General features: G+C 63.6%; 16 protein-coding genes and 2 pseudogenes. 12 read left to right on the plus strand and 6 right to left on the minus strand.

The features are described from left to right. Positions 1-23 precede the first annotated feature (23 nt). Positions 24-1,165, plus strand: a pseudogene (gene dprA, locus SO139_RS32475) (DNA-processing protein DprA). Between the two features lie 132 nt (positions 1,166-1,297). Here dprA and SO139_RS32480 read toward each other — a convergent pair. Next, positions 1,298-1,708: a winged helix-turn-helix transcriptional regulator gene (locus SO139_RS32480; RefSeq protein ID WP_449380898.1), complete on the minus strand. Its 411-nt coding sequence runs from the start codon at positions 1,706-1,708 to the stop codon at positions 1,298-1,300. 83 nt (positions 1,709-1,791) lie between these two features. On the opposite strand from SO139_RS32480, the gene SO139_RS32485 reads away from it, so the two are divergent. Then, on the plus strand, positions 1,792-2,397 hold the full coding sequence (locus tag SO139_RS32485) for an FMN-dependent NADH-azoreductase (protein ID WP_449380899.1): 606 nt from the start codon (positions 1,792-1,794) through the stop codon (positions 2,395-2,397). 72 nt (positions 2,398-2,469) lie between these two features. Here the strand turns inward: SO139_RS32485 and SO139_RS32490 are convergent, their stop codons facing one another. Beyond that, positions 2,470-2,652: a hypothetical protein gene (locus SO139_RS32490; RefSeq protein ID WP_449380900.1), complete on the minus strand. Its 183-nt coding sequence runs from the start codon at positions 2,650-2,652 to the stop codon at positions 2,470-2,472. Between the two features lie 163 nt (positions 2,653-2,815). After that, a pseudogene (locus tag SO139_RS32495) lies at positions 2,816-3,588 on the minus strand (SDR family NAD(P)-dependent oxidoreductase). A 119-nt stretch (positions 3,589-3,707) separates the two neighbouring features. On the opposite strand from SO139_RS32495, the gene SO139_RS32500 reads away from it, so the two are divergent. After that, positions 3,708-4,175, plus strand: coding sequence for a winged helix-turn-helix transcriptional regulator (locus tag SO139_RS32500; protein WP_449380902.1), 468 nt, complete (start codon positions 3,708-3,710; stop codon positions 4,173-4,175). Positions 4,176-4,186: 11 nt separating this feature from the next. On the opposite strand, the gene SO139_RS32505 is transcribed toward SO139_RS32500, so the two are convergent. Continuing rightward, a complete protein-coding gene (locus tag SO139_RS32505; protein WP_449380903.1) occupies positions 4,187-4,714 on the minus strand; it encodes a hypothetical protein in 528 nt (175 codons plus the stop codon). 279 nt (positions 4,715-4,993) lie between these two features. Here SO139_RS32505 and SO139_RS32510 point away from each other — a divergent pair, with 279 nt between their 5' ends. Beyond that, positions 4,994-6,439 (plus strand): adenylate/guanylate cyclase domain-containing protein, encoded by a 1,446-nt coding sequence (locus tag SO139_RS32510; RefSeq protein WP_449380904.1) that lies wholly within the window; start codon positions 4,994-4,996, stop codon positions 6,437-6,439. Positions 6,440-6,658: 219 nt separating this feature from the next. On the opposite strand, the gene SO139_RS32515 is transcribed toward SO139_RS32510, so the two are convergent. Beyond that, a complete protein-coding gene (locus SO139_RS32515) occupies positions 6,659-6,898 on the minus strand; it encodes a hypothetical protein (protein ID WP_449380905.1) in 240 nt (79 codons plus the stop codon). 226 nt (positions 6,899-7,124) lie between these two features. Between SO139_RS32515 and topA the strand changes: the two genes are divergently transcribed. The 4 genes from topA to SO139_RS32535 all read left to right on the plus strand — a co-directional run bounded on the left by topA (position 7,125) and on the right by SO139_RS32535 (position 13,431). After that, the gene (gene topA / locus SO139_RS32520; protein ID WP_449380906.1) at positions 7,125-9,866 is read left to right on the plus strand and encodes a type I DNA topoisomerase; all 2,742 of its coding nucleotides are present in this window, start codon (positions 7,125-7,127) and stop codon (positions 9,864-9,866) included. A gap of 7 nt (positions 9,867-9,873) precedes the next feature. Next, entirely contained in the window at positions 9,874-12,222 is a 2,349-nt protein-coding gene (gene rnr, locus SO139_RS32525; RefSeq protein WP_449380907.1) for a ribonuclease R, read from the plus strand. Next, entirely contained in the window at positions 12,210-12,590 is a 381-nt protein-coding gene (locus SO139_RS32530) for a DUF983 domain-containing protein (protein WP_498541254.1), read from the plus strand. Before rnr ends, SO139_RS32530 begins: the two co-directional genes overlap by 13 nt. 91 nt (positions 12,591-12,681) lie before the next feature. Beyond that, the gene (locus SO139_RS32535) at positions 12,682-13,431 is read left to right on the plus strand and encodes an NUDIX hydrolase (protein WP_449380909.1); all 750 of its coding nucleotides are present in this window, start codon (positions 12,682-12,684) and stop codon (positions 13,429-13,431) included. Positions 13,432-13,442: 11 nt separating this feature from the next. On the opposite strand, the gene SO139_RS32540 is transcribed toward SO139_RS32535, so the two are convergent. Then, positions 13,443-13,985, minus strand: a complete 543-nt coding sequence (locus tag SO139_RS32540) for a hypothetical protein (protein WP_449380910.1) — start codon at positions 13,983-13,985, stop codon at positions 13,443-13,445. A gap of 235 nt (positions 13,986-14,220) precedes the next feature. Here SO139_RS32540 and SO139_RS32545 point away from each other — a divergent pair, with 235 nt between their 5' ends. From SO139_RS32545 to SO139_RS32560, 4 genes are all read left to right on the plus strand, one after another. Then, positions 14,221-15,546: an LLM class flavin-dependent oxidoreductase gene (locus SO139_RS32545; protein ID WP_449380911.1), complete on the plus strand. Its 1,326-nt coding sequence runs from the start codon at positions 14,221-14,223 to the stop codon at positions 15,544-15,546. Positions 15,547-15,670: 124 nt separating this feature from the next. Beyond that, positions 15,671-15,838 carry a 50S ribosomal protein L33 gene (rpmG, locus tag SO139_RS32550; RefSeq protein ID WP_449380912.1) on the plus strand — a complete coding sequence of 56 codons (168 nt, stop codon included), beginning with the start codon at positions 15,671-15,673 and terminating at the stop codon, positions 15,836-15,838. 129 nt (positions 15,839-15,967) lie between these two features. Continuing rightward, positions 15,968-16,471 (plus strand): hypothetical protein, encoded by a 504-nt coding sequence (locus tag SO139_RS32555; protein WP_449380913.1) that lies wholly within the window; start codon positions 15,968-15,970, stop codon positions 16,469-16,471. Positions 16,472-16,631: 160 nt separating this feature from the next. Continuing rightward, positions 16,632-17,058, plus strand: a 427-nt coding sequence (locus tag SO139_RS32560; RefSeq protein ID WP_449380914.1) for a transposase, incomplete at its 3' end; no start/stop codon positions are given.

The raw sequence follows: 17,058 nt of genomic DNA on the forward strand, positions 1-17,058 counted from the left end.
TGCCCACGCGCCCAGGTTGTTCCATGCTGTGCGCGCAAGGAGACACCGTGGACGCCATCACCACCACAACAGCCCTCACCGAGGCCGAGCGCATCGACCGCTTGCGCCTGATTCGCTCGGACAATGTCGGTCCGCGCACTTTCCGTTCGCTGCTCGATCATTTTGGCAGCGCGCGCGCCGCGTTGGAGCGGCTGCCGGACCTTGCGCGCCGCGGCGGCGCGGCGCGATCGGGACGCATCTGCTCCGCTGACGAAGCGAGAGCCGAGCTCGCGGCAAGCCGGAAGTTCGGCATGAGCTGGCTCGCGCCCGGCGAGGACGGTTATCCCTCGCGGCTTGCGACGATCGACGATGCGCCGCCACTGCTCGCGGTGCGCGGCGACGCCGCCAGCTTGATGCGGCCGATGATCGCGATCGTCGGCTCGCGCAATGCCTCGGGCGCCGGGCTCAAATTTGCAGGCCAGCTCGCGCGCGAGCTTGGCGAGGCCGGCTTCGTTATCATCTCGGGCCTTGCGCGCGGCGTCGACCAGGCCGCGCACCGCACGAGCATCGCCAGCGGCTCGGTCGCCGTGCTCGCCGGCGGCCATGACTGCATCTATCCGCCCGAGCATGTGGACCTGCTCGCCGCGATCCTCGACCAGAGCGGCGCTGCCATCTCCGAGATGCCGCTCGGCCACGAGCCGCGCGCACGCGACTTTCCCCGCCGCAACGCCTGATTTCGGGCGCCTCGCTTGGAGTCGTGGTGGTGGAGGCCGCACAGCGATCGGGCTCGCTGATCACCGCGCGCATGGCGGCCGAACAGGGCCGCGAGGTCTTTGCCGTGCCGGGCTCGCCGCTCGATCCGCGCGCCGCCGGCGCCAACGATCTCATCAAGCAGCGCGCAACGCTCGTCACGGAGGCTGCCGACATCATCAATGCGGTGCAGCCGATCATGGAAAGACCGATCATGCATCCGGCCGGTGAGCCCGACAGCGAACCCTTCGAAACCGATCCGCAAGGACATGATCGCGACCAGATTATCGGCCTGCTCGGCCCCGTGCCCATTTCGATCGACGATCTCGTGCGCATGTCCGGCGCCTCGCCAGCGATCGTCCGAACCGTGCTGCTGGAACTCGAGCTCGCCGGACGCCTGGAGCGCCACGGCGGTGGTCTGGTCGCCCTGCTCTAAAGCGCGATCGGAAAAAGATCGAAAACAACCCCATGCAAAGTAGAAAGCACGCCACAGGCGGGCGTCGCAGGCGCCCGAGGTGGACGGGGCTAAACCGCTCCAACCAAAAGCAATTCAGCCCAACAGCTCACATCAACCCTCATTCCGTTTGTCGAACCGCGCCCGCGCCGCCTCGATCTCGGTCTGGTGCGCCCGCGCCCACATCCCGAGCGCGACGACGGGCTGCGCGAGCCCGCGGCCCAGATCAGTCAGCTCGTAATCCACGCGTGGTGGAATGGTCGGGAAGATCGTGCGCGTGACGAGCCCGTCGCGCTCCAGCCCGCGCAGCGTCAGGGTCAGCATCCGCTGCGAGATGCCGGCGATCATGCGCTTCAGCTCATTGAAGCGCTTCGGCCCGTCGCCGAGCATCATGATCACGAACACGCTCCATTTGTCGCCAACCCGGGCAAGGATGGAAGCGACGCCGCGGCAGTCGGCATGGTCGGGATGCGGCACCGGCAAGGCAGGCAAATCGCTGTGTGTTGGTTTCAAAGATGTGCCCATGGCTCAAAAAAGTGCGTTCTTGCGGGGATTTCGGCAGTCACTCATGTAGTGCGGGTTACAAATCTATACCATGGGTGACCCAAATGAAACTCCTCCATATCGACTCCAGCGTGCTCGGCCCCCACTCCGTCAGCCGGCAGGTTTCGGCGGCCATCGTCGACCGGCTGCGCCAGGCCACGCCGTCCCTCGACGTCGTCTATCGTGATTTGACCCAGGTGCCGTTCGCGCACCTTTCCGGATCGCACCTTGCCGCCGCGCAAGGCGGCCCGGCGCCGGCCGAACTTGAGCCCGACCTCGCCGCCAGCAAGACCGCGCTGGATGAATTCCTCGCCGCCGAAATCGTCGTGATCGGCGCGCCCATGTACAATTTCACCATCCCGAGCCAGCTCAAGGCCTGGATCGACCGCATCATCGTGGCAGGAAAGACCTTCCAATACGGCGCCACCGGACCTGAAGGCCTTGCCGGCGGCAAGCGCGTCGTCGTGGCGATCTCCCGCGGCGGCTATTACGGCGCTGGCACGCCGCTCGCTGCCCTGGAGCACCTCGAAACCTATCTGCGCAGCGTGTTCGGCTTCATCGGGATCAGCCCGGAATTCATCATCGCGGATGGCATCCAGGTCGGGCCGGACCACCGCGAGAAGGCCATCGCAGGCGCGCTTGAGGCCGCGACCAGCCTGCGCGCGGCATAGGCTTCACGCCAACGCCATCTGTCGCCGCCACATGCGGGCGGCGGCGGTTGCATGAGCATTCCGCTCATGACGCTAAAACCACATCCCCTGAATGCCCAGGATGACGGCGACAAGCGAGATGAACAGTCCGATGCACGAGAACAAGGCGACCGCAACGAGCTGATGGCTGTCGGATTTCTTCGCGGGGATGGCGGAACGTTCGGTGTAAATACGCGGTGCTGAAATCGACGAAAGAATTCGAGCTGCTTTCGGCATAACGGGCTCCCTTAAATGGGTCTTATGACCCTGCCCATAGAAATGTCTGTGCAGCGCACGCAAAGGTTCAACGCCTTCACGGACAGTTTTGAAATATGTCCTGCAGACGAGGGAACCGGCCGGCGCAACCGCGTGAGGCCGGTTCAATTTTCACTTCATTCGATCAGCCGCGAAAGATTGGCGCGCCCGCAGGCGAGCCGGTCGCGCCGCCATCGACGAAGATCTCCGCGCTCTGGACGTGCGCGGAATCATCGGAGGCGAGAAACAGCACCGTCTTCGCAATGTGATCTGCTTCACCAATTCGGCCCAGCGGCGTGGTCTTGGCGATGCGGCCTTCCAGCGCGGCAAAGGCCTCGTTGGTCGGTGCGGTGCCCTTCCAGATCGGCGTGCGGGCCGCGCCCGGCGCCACTACGTTGACGCGGATATTGCGCGGCGAGAGTTCGGACGCCTCACCCTCGCCATCGCGCGCACGCCGGCCTTGCTCGCGGCGTAGGCGGAATAGCCGGGATTGCCGAGCACCGAGATCACCGAGCCATTGAGAATGATGGAGGCGCCGTCATTGAGATGCGGCAGCGCCGCCTGCACGGTGAAGAACACCGACGTGATGTTGGTGCGGATCACCTGCTCGAAGGCGGACAGCGTAGTGCCGCCGAGCGGGGTATTGCCGGGGATGCCGGCATTGGCAAAGACGATGTCGAGCTTGCCGAATTTTTCGACCGCGCGCGCGATCGCCTTCTCGGTCGCGGCGACGTCGTTGATGTCGGCTTCCACCGCAAGACCGCTCGCCCCGAGTTCCTTCGCCGCAGCCTCCAGCGTCTCCTTGTTGCGCCCCGTGATGGTGACCCTGGCGCCCTCGGCCACGAACAGCTTTGCCGTCGCAAGCCCGATGCCGCTGTTGCCGCCGGTGATGAATGCCGTCTTGCCCTTCAGTCTCACGCTCGCCTCCGATGGTTGCATAATGAAACCTGATTGCCATTTAGGGCATCCGGTTTTATAATGCAACCACACAAGCGCGTGATCGGCGCGATGGCGGACAAGCAGACGGAAACGGCACGATGGTGAAACGAACGAGCTTTGAAGGAGACTCCTGCCCGATCGCGCGATCGCTGGAAGCGATCGGCGACTGGTGGTCGCTCCTCATCATCCGCGAGGCGCTGTTCGGCGTGCGTCGCTTCGGCGAGTTCCAGAGCAAGCTCGGCATGGCCAAGAACATCCTCGCCACGCGGCTGCGCGCGCTCGTCGACCACGGGATCCTGAAGATCGCGCCCGCCTCCGACGGCAGCGCCTATTCTGAATATGTGCTGACGCCGAAGGGCCGCGGCGTTTTCCCCGTGCTGGTCGCGCTCCGGCAATGGAGCGAGGAGTTCGACGACCGCCCCGAGGAGATCGCGACCATCCTGGTCGATCGTGACAAGGGCCGCCCGGTACGAAGGCTCGAGCTGCGCGCGGAGGATGGACGGGTGCTGAGTGCGGCCGACACGACGCTGAAGGCGCGATCGCGGCGGAGCCGGAACGCGGGTTAGCGGATGTTGGCTTATCCCGGCGGAGCGGAAACGCTCCGCTTGTCGGTGATTGACCCTGACGGGACACCTATCTCCACAGCGTTAGGTCGTATGCCGCGACGGGCCATTTCCATCCGATCCGAATCGAATGAGCCTTTCGGTTTGCAATCCGACATGATGGATGAATATCCCTTCCTCTTGCCGATCGGCGCCGAGGGTTTCCCATCCAAATCAATAAACCAGTAATACGAGCGGCAGTTCGTGTCAGAAGATGCAGCCGCAGCGCAGACCCTTGGCAACCGAGATTCGCAGTAGGTTACATCCTGATAGAAATGCATCGGCACGCCCTCGCATTCGACGCTCCAGGTCCAAATGCTCACTCTCGTGATTGAACAGGCATCCCTGTGAAGCGCGTAGGCGATCTCGAGTCCCGGTATTTCCAATGCTTTGAGGGAAAGTTGCATGGCCTCCTCGGTTGAGGGAGCATTGACCAGCCTAAAGGCGGTCCAGATGGCGTAGGCTCCCACGCCAACAAGCGCTGTGATGCCAAGCAGTTTCATTTGCAGCTCATCGGCAGAGTCGTCAAAGCGACGAAGTAATATCGTGTCTCGCAAGAAGTGGCATTGTTGCTTTCAATCAACGTCGCTCACAACCTAGACGCTACTCACGCAAAAGACACGAGAGGCAAATGCTCACGATTAATAGATAGTTGCTCGCGCAGTCCCGCCCCAAAGCATGCATTTGTCCCTGGGGTTTTATGCTACTCTTGGACGGCCGGAAGATGGTGCCATCTTCGCTGACATGTGAAGTCCAACCTCGTCGACGACTTGGGTGGGAAAATGCATCACGTTCAAGAGAGGCTGCTCGAAAGCAAGATGACCGAGGTCGAGCAGGCCCGGTCCTGGAGCCCGCGCGTCATCTCCAAATTCGAAAGCTTGATCCGGGGTGGCGACGACCTCTCGCTTTATCGCATCAATCCGCTTTCCTTTGCGCGCGACCGCGCCATCAGCGAAGCAGAGAGCATCGACCTGTTTCTCCATGCCGCGCGGAGCGGTCTGTTCGACATGAGCTGGGATGTCGTCTGCCCCCAGTCCGGCATGGTGCTCGACAGTTTCGGCGCCTTGCGAACCCTGAAAACCCACTATGTCTGCGGCCTGTGCGATGTCTCTGGCGACACGGACCTCGATGACTTCATCGAAGTGACTTTCACGGTTTCCCCGCAGCTTCGAAGGCTTCCCTTCCACGATCTGGCGTCGCTTTCGGTCGAGGATTTCCACTGGAAGGCCCGCTTTCTCACCGACGGGCGCTTGCCGGGTCAGCCGATCCGCTTTCTTGACGTCCTGCGCGGTCTCGTTCGCGGCTTGTCGTTCTTGCCTCCGGGCTCCACAACGTCGCTCATGGTCGAGCTCGGCCCCGGCGCGCTTGCAGGCGTCAATGTGCAGACCCAGGCCAGCTTCGCAGTGAATGTGGTGGGCGAGCCCGCATCGGCTCCGACGCGCTTGCCAATCAAGTATGATGGACGCCGTTTTTCTCCGCTCGCATCCGCCGTGCCGCCCGGGCCGGTGGTGGTTGAGGTGGAAAATAGCTCTGCGACACGCGGCTCCTTGCTTCTGATCAACTGGCCGCCCGAGATCCTGGCGCAGACGGTCAAGCCCGCGCTCGACTTCGATCCCTATCTGTCAGGCGGCATGCTGCTCGCCCGACAGACTTTCCGACGACTGTTCCGGTCGGAGCGTGTCGATGAGAAGGAAGGCCTCGGCATCAGGCAGGTGACCCTGCTGTTCACGGACCTGAAGGGATCGACGGCCATGTACGAGCGGCTTGGCGACCTCAACGCCTATGCGCTGGTACGCGAGCACTTTGCCCTGCTGGGCTCAACCGTTCAGCAGCACTCGGGCGCGATCGTCAAAACGATCGGCGACGCCGTGATGGCCGTGTTCTCGCGCCCGGCCGATGCCGTCTCGGCCGCGCTGCACATTCTGGCTGATATCGAGCGCTACAATGCCGAGCATGGCGATCCCAGCATCATCCTGAAGATCGGAGCCCATTGCGGTCCCTCGATCGCGGTCACGTTGAACGAGAACCTCGACTATTTCGGACAGACCGTGAATGTGGCGGCGCGTGTCCAAGCGCTGGCCGGCGCCGGGGAAATTTGCCTTTCGGAAGCGCTCTATGCGGCACCCGGGGTAAGTCAACTTCTCGCCGGTCGCAACGTCGTCGCGTTCGACGCACCGCTTCGGGGTGTCGAGGGAGCAGCGTGCGTCTATCGCGTGACGGACATGTAGACCGCAGCCGCAGCAAATGACGACGTGGAAGCAGTGGCGCGCCGCTCATGCAGCCGCTGTAGGGTGGGCAAAGCGAAGCGTGCCGACCAATTCCGTCGACGCAAGGGAGGCAGAAGGGTGGGCACACTTTCGCCTTCGCTCTTCGATAAGGCGAAAGCTTTGCCCACCCTACGGCAGTCCTGCTTTCATGACATCGGAGAACGTGGCCCGCTCCGAGCTTCACGACAGCTTGCGCTTGCTGCGGAGGCGGATGTGCTCGTCGGCCTCTAACTGGGTCATGCCGAGGAGATAATGCAGCACGTCGAGCCTGTGGCGCTCGGCGATCTGGCGCAACTGAGCCACCTGCTCGGCGATGAACGCGACAGCTTCGTCCGCCCCGCCCTCGCCCGGTTCCTCGCTCCGCGAACGCTTTCCTCCGGCCGACGCGGTCGGCGGCCGCTTCCTTGCTGGTTTCGTCACCAGACCCCATCCGAATCCTTGCCCACCTTCGACTCTACGCCGCCCACCCCACAACTCAAAGGCGGTATTATACAACTTTCGCGATATGAAACTTTGCTCATTTTCGGCCCGTTCAACACCGCTCGATTTGACAGGGACGGCCTCACCACCCATGTTCGGGACGAAACGGCCGACCCGAGTCCCTTCGAATTTGGCCTAGATTTCTCCCGTAAGTTACTGGAACTACATGAATATCGTCATTGTCGAGTCGCCGGCGAAGGCCAAGACGATCAACAAGTATCTGGGCTCGTCCTACGAGGTTCTGGCCTCGTTCGGCCATGTCCGGGACTTGCCGGCGAAGAACGGTTCGGTCGATCCGGACGAAAATTTCAAGATGATCTGGGAGGTCGACCCCAAGGCTGCCGGCCGGCTCAATGACATTGCCAAGTCCCTGAAGGGCGCCGACCGCCTGATTCTGGCCACCGACCCCGATCGCGAGGGCGAGGCGATCTCCTGGCACGTGCTTGAGGTGCTGAAAGAGAAGCGCGCGCTGAAGGACCAGAAGATCGAGCGCGTGGTGTTCAACGCCATCACCAAGCAGGCGGTCTCGGAAGCGATGAAGCATCCACGCCAGATCGACGGTGCGCTGGTCGACGCCTACATGGCGCGCCGCGCGCTGGATTATCTGGTCGGTTTCACCCTCTCCCCCGTGCTGTGGCGAAAGCTGCCGGGCGCCCGCTCGGCCGGCCGCGTGCAGTCGGTGGCGCTGCGCCTCGTCTGCGACCGCGAGCTCGAGATCGAGAAATTCGTCGCCCGTGAATACTGGTCGCTGATCGCAACCCTGTTGACGCCGCGCGGCGACGCCTTCGAGGCTCGTCTCGTCGGCGCCGACGGCAAGAAGATCCAGCGGCTCGACATCGGCACCGGCGCGGAAGCGGAAGACTTCAAGAAGGCGCTGGAACTGGCTACCTACGCGGTGACCGCGGTCGATGCCAAGCCCGCCCGGCGCAATCCGCAGGCGCCCTTCACGACCTCGACACTCCAGCAGGAAGCCAGCCGCAAATACGGCTTTGCACCCGCGCATACGATGCGGATCGCACAGCGGCTCTATGAGGGCATCGACATCGGCGGCGAGACCACTGGACTTATTACTTATATGCGTACCGACGGCGTGCAGATCGCGGGTGAAGCAATCACCCAGGCGCGCAAGGTGATCGGCGAGGACTACGGCAACGCCTACGTGCCGGACAGCCCGCGCCAGTACCAGACCAAGGCCAAGAACGCGCAGGAAGCGCACGAAGCGATCCGCCCGACCGACCTCTCCCGCCGTCCCGCCAGCATGGCCCGCAAGCTCGACGCCGACCAGGCCAAGCTCTACGAGCTGATCTGGAAGCGCACCATCGCGAGCCAGATGGAAGCGGCTGAGCTGGAGCGCACCACCGTCGACATCACGGCAAAGGCAGGCGCCCGCACGCTGGAGCTGCGCGCCACCGGGCAGGTCATCAAGTTCGACGGCTTCCTGGCGCTCTACCAGGAGGGCCGCGACGACGAGGAGGACGAGGACTCTCGCCGCCTGCCCGCGATGAGCGAGGGCGAGGCCGTCAAGCGCCAGTCGCTGTCCGTCACCCAGCATTTCACCGAGCCGCCGCCGCGCTTCTCGGAAGCCTCGCTCGTCAAGCGCATGGAAGAGCTCGGCATCGGCCGGCCCTCGACCTATGCCTCGATCCTCCAGGTCCTGAAGGACCGCGGCTACGTCAAGCTCGAGAAGAAGCGCCTGCATGGCGAGGACAAGGGCCGCGTCGTGGTCGCGTTCCTGGAGAGCTTCTTCAGCCGCTACGTCGAATACGACTTCACCGCGGGTCTGGAGGAGCAGCTCGACCGCATCTCCAACAACGAGATCTCCTGGCAGCAGGTGCTGAAGGACTTTTGGCGCGACTTCATCGGCGCCGTCGACGAGATCAAGGATCTGCGCGTCGCGCAGGTGCTCGACGTGCTCGACGAGATGCTGGGGCCGCACATCTATCCGCCCCGCGCCGATGGCGGCGACGTCAGGCAGTGCCCGAGCTGCGGCAGCGGCAGGCTCAACCTGAAAGCCGGCAAGTTCGGCGCCTTCGTCGGCTGCTCGAACTATCCGGAATGCCGTTACACGCGCCAGCTCGCCGCGGACGGCGAGACCACCGCTGACCGTTCGCTCGGTCAGGATCCCGACACCGGTTTCGACGTCTGGGTGAAGGCCGGCCGTTTCGGGCCGTATATCCAGCTCGGCGAGCAGAAGGACTATGAGGAAGGCGAGAAGCCGAAGCGCGCCGGCATCCCGAAGGGCACCTCGCCCGGCGATGTCGACCTCGAGCTTGCGCTAAAGCTGTTGTCGCTGCCGCGCGAAATCGGCAAGCATCCGGAGACCGGTCAGCCGATCACCGCCGGTCTCGGCCGCTTTGGGCCATTCGTGAAGCACGAGAAGACGTACGCCAGCCTGGAAGCCGGCGACGAGGTGTTCGACATCGGCCTCAACCGCGCGGTGACGCTGATCGCGGAGAAGGTCGCGAAGGGCCCGAGCCGCCGCTTCGGCGCCGACCCCGGCAGGGCGATCGGCGACCACCCGACGCTCGGCACCGTCACCGTGAAGAGCGGCCGCTACGGCGCCTATGTCACGGCAGGTGGCGTCAACGCGACGATCCCTGCCGAGTTCGAAAAGGACGCGATCACCCTGCCCCAGGCTATCGCGCTGATCGACGAGCGCGCGGCCAAAGGTGGCGGCAAGACCAAAGCAAAGAAGGCGAAGGCGACCAAGACCACGGCAAAGACTGCCGAGGGCGAGGATCCGCCCAAGCCAGCAAAGAAACCGGCCGCGAAAAAAGCCGCGGCCAAAACGAAATCTGAATCAACCAGCAAGGCACGCGCAGCCGTGTCGTCGACGGCCAAGACGTCGCCGACCAAGGGATCTGCCGCGGCCAAGGCACCGGCCAAGAAGAGTGCCGGCAAGAATTAGAGGTTAAGTGAAACGTAAGAATGACCATGGCTTTCCCGACCGGAACGCCATCGTCGCCTTCATCAAGGCAAATCATGGAAACGTCGGAACCCGCGAGATCGCGCGCGAGTTCGGCCTGAAGAACGCCGACCGCATCGAGCTCAAGCGCATGCTGCGCGAGCTCGCCGATGACGGAATCATCAAGAAGAAGCGCCACAAGGTTTCGGAGCCGGACAGCCTGCCGCCAACGCTCCTCGCCGACATCACCGGCCGCGACGCCGATGGCGAGTTGATCGCCTCCCCCGCCGAATGGGACGAGGTCGAGAGCGGCGAACCGCCGAAAATCCTCATCGAGATGCCCCGCCGGCCGAAGCCGGGCACGGCGGCCGGCGTCGGCGACCGCGCCCTGCTTCGCATCGAGCGCTCCGACGAGACCGAAGGCCCCGCCTGGCGCGGCCGCATCATCAAGGTCATCGACAAGGCCAAGAGCCGCATCCTCGGCGTCTTCCGCAGCCTGCCCGAGGGCGGCGGACGGCTCGTACCGGTCGACAAGAAATTTGCCGACCGTGAACTCAACATTGCGAAGACCGAGACGCAAGGCGCAGAGGATGGCGACCTCGTCAGCGTCGACATCGTGCGCTCGCGCGGCTTTGGCCTGGCCTCGGGTCGGGTGAAAGAAAAGCTCGGCTCGGTCAAGTCGGAGAAGGCGATCAGCCTGATCGCGATCTACGCCCACGACATCCCCCTGCAATTCTCCCCAGGCGCGATGCGCGATGCGGAAGCTGCGGAGCCGGCGAACCTGAAAGGGCGCGAGGACTGGCGCGACGTCCCGCTCGTCACCATCGATCCGCCCGATGCCAAGGATCATGACGACGCGGTGCATGCGCAAGCAGACGAGGATCCCAACAACAGGGGCGGCTTCATCGTCAATGTCGCGATTGCGGATGTGAGCTTCTACGTCCGCCCTGGCACTGCGCTCGACCGTGATGCGATCGACCGCGGCAACTCCGTCTATTTCCCCGACCGCGTCGTGGCGATGCTGCCGGAGCGGATCTCCAACAATCTGTGCTCGCTGGTGCCGGGCGAGCCGCGCGGCGCACTTGTCGTGCGGATGGTGATCGGCCCCGACGGCCGCAAGCGCTCGCACTCGTTCCATCGCATCCTGATGCGCTCGGCCGCCAAGCTGCACTATGCGCAGGCGCAGGCCGCGATCGACGGCCGGCCGGATGACACCACCGGCCCCCTGCTCGATCCGATCCTCAAGCCGCTCTATGCCGCCTACGCCTGCGTCAAGCGCGCCCGCGACGAGCGCGATCCGCTCAATCTCGATCTGCCCGAGCGCAAGATCCTGCTGAAGAGCGACGGCACGGTCGATCGCGTCGTCGTACCCGAAAGGCTGGACGCGCATCGCCTGATCGAGGAGTTCATGATCCTCGCCAACGTCGCGGCGGCCGAGATGCTGGAGAAGAAGTCGCTGCCGCTGATCTATCGCGTGCACGACGAGCCGACGCTGGAAAAGGTCCACGCGCTTCAGGAGTTTCTGGAGACGCTCGACGTTCCCTTTGCCAAGAGCGGCCCGCTGCGCCCGACCCTGTTCAACCGCGTGCTGGCTCAGCTCGAGGGGCACGACTACTACCCGCTGGTGAGCGAGGTGGTGCTGCGCGCACAGGCGCAAGCCGAGTACTCCGCCGAGAATTATGGCCATTTCGGTCTCAATCTGCGCCGCTACGCGCATTTCACCTCGCCGATCCGCCGCTACGCCGATCTCGTCGTGCATCGCGCGCTGGTTCGCGCGCTGGGCCTTGGCGAAGGCGCGCTGCCCGACAGCGAGACACCGGAAACCCTAAGCGAAGTCGCCGCGCATATTTCAGTCACCGAGCGGCGCGCGATGAAGGCCGAGCGCGAGACCGTCGACCGGCTCATTGCGCATCATCTCGCCGATCGCATCGGCGCGACCTTCCAGGGCCGCGTGTCCGGGGTCACGCGTGCCGGCCTGTTCGTCAAGCTCGACGACACCGGCGCCGACGGGCTGATCCCGATCCGATCCCTCGGCACGGAATATTTCAACTATGACGAGAGCCGCCATGCCCTCGTCGGCTCGCGCAGCGGTGCCATGCATCAGCTGGGTGATGTCGTCGACGTCCGTCTGGTAGAAGCTGCTCCCATTGCCGGCGCGCTGCGCTTCGAGCTGTTGTCGGCGGGCGAGAGCGCGCCGCGTGGCCGCAGGGATTTTCGTCCGCAGCGCAAAGCGGCGAAGGCGCGACCCGGACGCAGTCCCGAGACGAGGCGCAAGCCGGAGAAGCAGAAGAAGTCCGGCAAGGGCAAGAAGGGCAAGGGCGCGAAAGGCAAGGGAAAGAACAAGGCATGGAAGCGATGAGCACCACGCCAAAGATCTGGACGCGCGAGACCGGCCTCGTCGAGAAGCGCGACGTCTGGGGTGCGATGAAGCGCGGCTTTCGCGGCCGCTGCCCGCGTTGCGGCCAGGGCAAGCTGTTCCGCGCGTTCCTCAAAACCGCGGACAACTGCTCATCCTGCGGGCTCGACTTCACGCCGCATCGCGCCGACGATCTGCCGGCCTATCTCGTGATCGTCATCGTCGGCCACATCGTGGTGCCGAGCATCCTCTGGATCGAGACCAACTACACCACGCCAGCCTGGATCAGCTTTGCGGCCTATCTCCCCTTCACCTTCATCGCCTCGCTCGCGCTCTTGCAGCCGGTGAAGGGCGCCGTGGTCGGCCTGTAATGGGCCCTGCGCATGCACGGCTTTGACGACAATCCGCCGGATGGTATTCCGCCGGTGTAACAAGAATGAAGAAAACCGTTCGGGTGAGGAAATGACTGAAGCGGCGCAGGCGGAAAAAGAAAGGGTTCACGACGAGAAGGAGCCCGATCACCATCCTTATTTTCGGCCGAAGGATGCCGCCACCCTGATCCTCGTTGATCGCAGCGGCTCCATTCCAAAAGTGCTGGTCGGCAAGCGCCACGACAAGGTGGTGTTCATGCCCGGCAAGTTCGTCTTCCCCGGCGGCCGCGTCGACAAGGCCGACTATCGCGTGCCCTGCGCGGCGCCGATCACGCCGGAGCTTCAGGCCAATCTGTTCAAGGGCAGCCCGAGGACGGAGGCCTCGCGTGCAAAATCGCTTGCGATCGCCGCGATCCGCGAGGCCTGCGAGGAAACCGGTCTCTGCCTCGGGCGTCAGCACGACGGCAACGCGCCGAAGCTTGACGGCCCCTGGCAACCGTTTGCCGATGCGGGCCTCCTGCCCGATCCCTCCGGCCTGTTCCTGATCGCGCGCGCAATTACGCCCCCCGGCCGCGTCAAGCGCTTCGACACGCGCTTCTTCACCGCGGATGCCTCTGCCATCACCCATCGTGTCGAGGGCGTGGTGCATGCCGATGCCGAGCTGGTCGAGCTGGTCTGGGTCGAGCTCGGCTCACAGCCGCTCGCCGACCTGCATCCGATGACGCGGAACGTGCTCAATGAGCTGGACAAGCGGCTCGCCACCGGCCCGCTCCGCCATGACGCACCGGTGCCGTTCTTCCATTTCTACGGCGGCAAGATGCAGAAGGATATTTTGAGCTGACCTGAGACGGATCACTCGTCCGCGTCAGGCTCCGTGCCGACATAGTCGCGTGCCGGAAGCTTGAGCTTGCGACCGAGCTCGTTCGCAAGTTCGGTCGCGTCTTCGCGCCTGGTGAAGCTCGACAGCGTGATCGGCGTGGTGCCCTTGTTGCCGCAGAGGTTGACGTCGTACACCGTCAGCTCCGCATCGCAGTCATCGGTGATGCTGATGAGGTGGTAGTCCGACAGATTGCGCGAGCTGCGGATATTCAGCGGGCCAAACTGCCTGGTGATGACGACCTGGCGCAGCGTCTCATTCAGAACGATGAAATAGCGGAATGTCAGCAGGATCAGACCGGGAATGCCGACCGCAAGGCCAAGACCCGTGAAGACCAGCACAGGCACCCAGTCATCGGCCAATCGACCGAATCCGGACAGGTCCTGTCGCAACCCGAGGGCGACGTTCCAAAGCAGGTAGGCGCTCGCCGCAAGCAGCGGCAGCGACAGCAGCCGGCCGATCCAGGGCATCGGCCGATCGATGCGAATTGTACCGTCCACCGCCATTGCGCTGGCCATTGCCTGTCTCCTCACGGGCCGAAGTCATCGCTTGGTCGGACCAGGACGCCGATCGGTTCGAGGGAGAAGCTCCCTCCTCCCGTCATTTCGGGGCGCGCCACTTGGCGCCAGCCCGGAATGACGAATGTGCTGAGGGGCGAGAGAAAAACAAAAAATTGTTCTGCGCGTGGCCGATGGCACAAGCGGGCGCCGCACCTATGTCATCTCGAACGACATCCAGCATGGACACGGGGCGATGGCACAACGGCAACTCAAGCTCGGGGCGTTCATGCGCCCGGTCTCAATCCACACCGGCGCCTGGCGCTATCCGGGCGCCTGGCCCGACGCCAATTTCAATTTCGGCCACATCAAGACGCTGATCAGGAAACTCGAGGCCGGCAAGTTCGATGCGTTCTTCATGGCCGATCACCTCGCCGTGCTCAACATGCCGATCAACGCCTTGAAGCGCAGTCACACCGTGACCTCGTTCGAGCCGTTCACGCTTCTGTCAGCGCTCTCCGCCGTGACCGAGCGCATCGGCCTGATCGCGACGGGCTCAACCACGTTCGACGAGCCCTATCACGTCGCGCGGCGTTTTGCTTCGCTCGACCATCTCAGCGGCGGTCGCGCCGGCTGGAATATCGTCACCACCTCGAATCCCGACGCGGCGCTGAATTTCGGTCTCGACGATCACATGGAGCACGCCGAGCGCTACAAGCGCGCGAGAGAATTCTATGATGTCGTCACCGGCCTCTGGGATTCCTTCGCAGACGATGCCTTCGTGCGCGACGTCGAAAGCGGCCTGTTCTTCGATCCCTTGAAGATGCATGTGCTCGACCACCAGGGCAAATATCTGAAGGTGCGCGGTCCCCTCAACATCGCCCGTCCCGTCCAGGGCTGGCCGCTCATCGTGCAGGCCGGTGCGTCCGAGGACGGCAAGCAGCTCGCCGCCGAGACCGCGGAGGCTGTGTTCACCGGCGGCGGGAGCCTTGCCGACGGGCAGAAGCTCTATGCCGACATCAAGGGCCGGATGGAGAAGGTCGGCCGCGATCCCGAGCATCTCAAAATCCTGCCCGGGGCTTTCGTCGTGGTCGGTGACAGCGTCGATGAGGCCAAGGAGAAGCGTGCGCTGCTTGACAGCCGCGTGCACTACGACAGCGCCATCGCCTCGCTCTCGGTCATCCTCGGCACGGACGCGAGCGGCTTCGACCCCGATGGACCGCTGCCGCCGATCCCGGAGACCAACGCCAGCAAGAGCGGCCGGCAGCGGATGGTCGACCTTGCGGCGCGCGAAAAGCTGACCGTACGCCAGCTCGCCCAGCGCGTCGGCGGCTATGGCGGGCTCTCCTTCGTCGGCACGGCCAAGACCATCGCCGACCAGATGGAGGAGTGGCTGGTCGGGCGCGGGTCCGACGGCTTCAACATCATGTTCCCGTTCCTGCCCGCCGGCCTCGACGATTTCGTCGACAAGGTCGTCCCGGAACTGCAACGGCGCGGGATTTTCCGGAAAGAGTACGAAGGGACCACTTTGAGGGAGAATCTGGGCCTGCCGCGGCCGAAAAACCGGTTCTTCGAGGGTTAATCGGGCCGATTTGGGCGAGTTTCTGGCCGCAAAACCTTGACTTTGGGCGGTTTGTGGCTAGGTTGCCGGCCAACGCGGGCCGTTTGGCCGGCTCCAGATTCCCTTCAATTTTGAGGTCCTGAACATGGCCAAAGCGGTCACCATCAAGGTCAAGCTCGTGTCCTCGGCTGACACCGGCTTCTTCTACGTCGCCAAGAAGAACTCGCGCACCATGACCGAGAAGCTGGTCAAAAAGAAGTACGACCCGGTCGCGCGCAAGCACGTCGAATTCAAGGAAGCCAAGATCAAGTAGGATCGCGGCAACACGCTGAAACGACTTTGACGGGGCCTTCGCGGCCCCGTTTTTATTTGCGGCCGTTTTTATTTACCGGTGTTGGTCGTAGCCTTGGCGTCCATGAGCGCAACCCTGAACGAGGGAAACGTGGGTGGCTACTCGGTCGCCTATGGCCGCGACGACACCTATTTCCCCGTCTACGTGACGGCGGCACTGGCCGCGATCTTCTGCACCGCCGCCCTCCTCACCGGCGCTTTCTACTGGCTCCTGCTCGCGGCGCTTGCAGCCAGCTTCACCTATTACAACATTCCGCTGCTCGAGACCGGCCGTCCCACCATCGGCGCCAATCAATACGGCATCTTCGTCCAGGCCTTCGGCCTGATCCGGTGGCGCGCCATCGAGCGCATCGATCTCGTCGAGATCGCCGAACGCGCGATGACCGTGCACGAGCTGCAAATAGTCCTCAACGCGCCGCTCACCAGCGCGCTGGTCGCCGACTGGCGCAAGCAGCCGTCCTGGCGCTGGCTGATGCGCCTGCCCTGGCGGATGAGCCACACCAACATGGTGCGGATCAATGTCGAGCCGTTCGACCAGCCGCCCGACATGATCCATCGCACCTTCCTGAGGATGTGGCGCTACTACCGCAGCTAGGGCGTACTCATGAATCCGTGATGTCCGCGTTCGGTGGTCGAGCAGACACGCGGCACCGAACCCGGCATGTCGGCTTGTGACCGATTCCGTTGAAAAAGGCCGCGGTTGCGACTCAGAGATACCAGTGATTCAGTCTGTCTAGTTGGCAGGACTGAAGATCATGATGGGACATCGGCAAGTCGAACAGGCTGCTTTGTTCTATGAGTTCTCGCTCGAGAGGCACGTCCCTTCCGACCATTTGCTTCGCTCGATCGATAGGTTTGTCGACCTTGAACAGGTCAGGCAGGATCTGGCGCCTTTCTACAGCAGCATCGGCCGGCCTTCGATCGATCCGGAGCTAATGATCCGGATGCTTTTAATCGGCTACTGCTTCGGCATCAGATCGGAGCGGCGCCTTTGCGATGAGGTCCACCTTAATTTAGCCTACCGGTGGTTCTGCCGGCTCGGTCTGGACGGCGCAGTGCCAGATCACTCGACCTTTTCCAAGAACCGGCATGGTCGCTTCCGGGAGAGCGATCTGTTCCGTCGCGTGTTCGAAAGCGTTTTGCGCCGCTGCATCGAGGAGCGACTGGTCGGCGGTGAGGGAT

This window comes from Bradyrhizobium sp. UFLA05-89, assembly GCF_059803475.1.